Source organism: Sutterella sp., from assembly GCF_052272535.1.
GTDB lineage: Bacteria > Pseudomonadota > Gammaproteobacteria > Burkholderiales > Burkholderiaceae_F > Sutterella.
In genome coordinates, this window is record NZ_DAVZJY010000256.1 from 1 (window position 1) to 3,025 (window position 3,025).

Below are 3,025 nucleotides of genomic sequence, written 5' to 3' on the forward strand. Positions count from 1 at the left end.
GAATGCCAAGCAGAACGAGCACTAGAACGATTTCAATGATCGTGAAGCCCTGCTTGCGAGGACGAGGAAGAGAGACAGTCATATTGATGGAGTGATCACTCTCCGGACTAAAGGCCGGAGCTTCTTGATTCGCTGAGCCTCGCGACTGCAGCTTCCTGATGCACAGCCGCCACGATTCCTGCGCCACGAAGAGCGCAGGAACACACGAAGGGCTCGGTAGACATCGTTTCGGGGCGATCCAGTTGGCCGAAATGAAACAACTTGTGTTCTTCGGAAGGGCATGTGAAGAGATCGGCATCGGTCCCGACCTCCGTCCAACCGTCTAGAACCCCAAGCGGTTTGAACTGCCATCCGAATTTTACACAAGACGGGTCATCACAAACCTAACACCCGTCCTCAGGCGTTCCCGCCGCATCAGGAGCAGAACCTGCTTTTAGGCCTGATTAGTTTTTCGAAACGGTTCTTTATGATCACTTCACCAAGGCGTGATTTGCCTAAAGGAGACAACTTTGCTTAAAACTAATGCCGGAAACACGACTCCGGCCTCCAAGCTTGACGCATTAGTGCCGGAACTTGCTCGTCGCCGCGGCATCACTGAAGAGGAAGCACTCTTCTCGATCATGCGCAAGCAGCCGTCCTTCTACGGCGCGCTGAGCGACTGGGACGAATTCGAACCGATCACCATTGCAGTGATTCGGGAGATGAAGCCCTACATGACCTATGCGCAGATCAGCGAGTCTCTGACACGAGTCGTAACGCTCTATGACACTCAGGTGATCTCTGTCCTGCGCGTTTTTTCGGACGTCAAGCGCCTTGCGTACTTCATCAACGAGATGATCGAGACCCTCCTTGAGATCGACGACTACCGCCGCGTCCTACTCGCGGAGTACGGCCTCGATGAAGCCGACTACATCGCGGCGCGCGGTCTCGTGCTTAAGCGCATCACGTCGGAAGACGTTCAGACGCTTCTGTTCACCGACCGAAACCGGTTCTTCCGCGCCGAGAGCTTCTGCGCCTCGCGCATCCTCCACGGCGTCGCCGATGCGGCGCGGGTCCACCAGCAGACGCCTGCTTTGGCGGGCTGAGGCGCGCCAAGTATCCCGAAGGGAAGTGAATCGTGGCCGCCCGCAGTGAAGCGCCCGTGTGGATCGTGATCGTGACGGCCTTTGCGGTCTTCGCGCTCTCGCTCACGCTCGTCACCAAGGACTACGTGCGCAGAAGCTCCGTCTTGGAAGCTCAGAAGATCGAAGCCGAACTGGGCCATTCGACGCTGACGAAGATCAACGCGATGGCGGACGACTGGTACCTGAGGACGCTGGACCGGTGGTTCGGCGAGGACTCTCTCGATGAATGGCTCTCTGAAGACGCCGCTCAGCGCCGTCGGGAGGAGGATTTTCTTCAGAAGAACAGGAAAGTGGCCAAATGGGCTGAGGAACGCAAGGCGGCGCTCCTCGATCTGGGCTTCTGGGTGATGCGCCGCATCGCGCTCTTTCTGATCTGGATTCCGCTTTGGATTCCCTTGGCGTTGCTCGCGGTCTACCACGGCTTGCAGGATAGAGAGATCAAGAAGACCGATTTCGGCTACACGTCGCCGGTGCTCAACAACTGGGCTCGCCGCGTGATGTCCTTGGTTACCTTCATCACGATTTTGCTCTTTCTGTCGCCCATCGCCATTGATCCGCTGATGTTCCCGCTCATGATGGGCTTTTGGGCCGTCGCGGCGGGCATTGCCATGGGCAACATCCAAAAGCGAATTTGATTTTCGAGGAGTGTGTCATGCCCCGCAGCGGTTCAAGTTCAAAGGCAAAGTCCAAGCCGTCGCTCGTCTCTGCACTCAATCTTTTGCGCACTGATTCCAACCCGGAATTCAGCGCCGCAAGTGGGTTTGGTGCGGATGCGCCGAGCCTCTTTGGCGACTTTCAGGATTCCCTTGAGGCGCGTTTGGCGGCCCGTGCCCGGCCCTATCAACCGAACATCTTCAATGCGGACGTAGCCGCCGAAGAAGTTTCCAGATGGGAGGAGGGGGAGGCGATGGGTGATCTCCTCGCCTTCATCTGGCAGATGGATGCCGACGACCTGCCGCAGGACGCTCAGGAGATGAGGCCGGTCTATCGCAGAGCGTTCAGCATTTCGGACCGTGTGAGCGTCGAGCTTGCAAGCCGCCTTGACGCCGTGTCGCTCCGGGAGCTGATCGAAAGCCGCCTCCCCGCCGGATGGCGCTGTTCCTCCATCTCGGCCGCGCCCGGCACGTCGCGTCGGCGCATCCGCGTGCGTTCCGCCGCCAAGCGGCTCTTCAACGATTGGGAGCAGGGCCGGGATGACCGTGGCCGTGAGCAGGCAGCTTCTGTCTGCACGGATGCCTGTAGCGGGCATTCCGGACTTCGGACGTATGAAGTGTTCCTTGAACGGCGCCAGCAGCGCCGCGTGGGTACTGCGGCACATGCAGCCAATGCGACCCCTGCGACGGCCTCTTCGCCTGCTTCGTGCCCTCGGTAGCTCCCGCAAAATCCGTCTGCGAAACCGGGTGAAGCAGCGGGGAAGCATGGGTGAAACCGGCTCCGGAGAAAAAACTTCATTATGGTGAAGTTCTAAAAACCCAGAATTCCTTTAGGAATTTCAGCGAGATAGAGTGCTTTCCCGAAAAACCGCGAGGACAAAACGGGACGCCGGGACGCAGCGGGGGCTTTCTCGGAGGCTTTCCGAGGGCTTCCGCTTCTGCCCGTAGCACCTCGACTTCACCCTTCGTAGCCGCCGCAGCCGCCGGCCCGCATCTTCGCAGCAGCAAACATTTTTCTCTCCCGTTCTCCGCTCCACGAAAACCGGCCGAGGGAGCCCACGAATTTATTCGTTGGGAGGAATCGGTCGAAAGGTCGTTGAGATATATCAAGTTCTGAATATGTTGAGTGCACGCAAATAATATATAGTAGATGTATCTACGCCGATCTGGACAAGGAGCTGACTACCGTCTGAAAAAAAAACACCGCCGAATACTTCGGTCGTCGAGGATTGACTGCGCCGAGACGTT

4 protein-coding genes are annotated in these 3,025 nt (G+C 58.0%); 3 read left to right on the forward strand and 1 reads right to left on the reverse strand.

Annotated elements, in window-relative coordinates; translation table 11 throughout:
• Nucleotides 1-298: type II secretion system protein (locus tag ACT6Y9_RS09940; RefSeq protein WP_443744409.1), on the reverse strand; the 298-nt coding region annotated here is incomplete at its 3' end.
• A gap of 265 nt (nucleotides 299-563) precedes the next feature.
• On the opposite strand from ACT6Y9_RS09940, the gene ACT6Y9_RS09945 reads away from it, so the two are divergent.
• Genes ACT6Y9_RS09945 through ACT6Y9_RS09955 form a run of 3 tightly spaced genes read left to right on the forward strand, consistent with a single transcriptional unit; the run spans nucleotide 564 to nucleotide 2,496 of the window.
• Nucleotides 564-1,085, forward strand: coding sequence for a hypothetical protein (locus ACT6Y9_RS09945; RefSeq protein WP_443744410.1), 522 nt, complete (start codon nucleotides 564-566; stop codon nucleotides 1,083-1,085).
• Between the two features lie 56 nt (nucleotides 1,086-1,141).
• Nucleotides 1,142-1,759 carry a DUF4400 domain-containing protein gene (locus ACT6Y9_RS09950; RefSeq protein WP_443744411.1) on the forward strand — a complete coding sequence of 206 codons (618 nt, stop codon included), beginning with the start codon at nucleotides 1,142-1,144 and terminating at the stop codon, nucleotides 1,757-1,759.
• Nucleotides 1,760-1,776: 17 nt separating this feature from the next.
• A complete protein-coding gene (locus ACT6Y9_RS09955) occupies nucleotides 1,777-2,496 on the forward strand; it encodes a hypothetical protein (RefSeq protein ID WP_443744412.1) in 720 nt (239 codons plus the stop codon).
• Nucleotides 2,497-3,025: the final 529 nt, after the last annotated feature.

Coding starts and splice junctions, on each gene's coding strand:
- ACT6Y9_RS09955 (WP_443744412.1), top strand. CDS start 1,777: ATGCCCCGCAGCGGTTCAAGTTCAAAGGCAAAGTCCAAGCCGTCGCTC.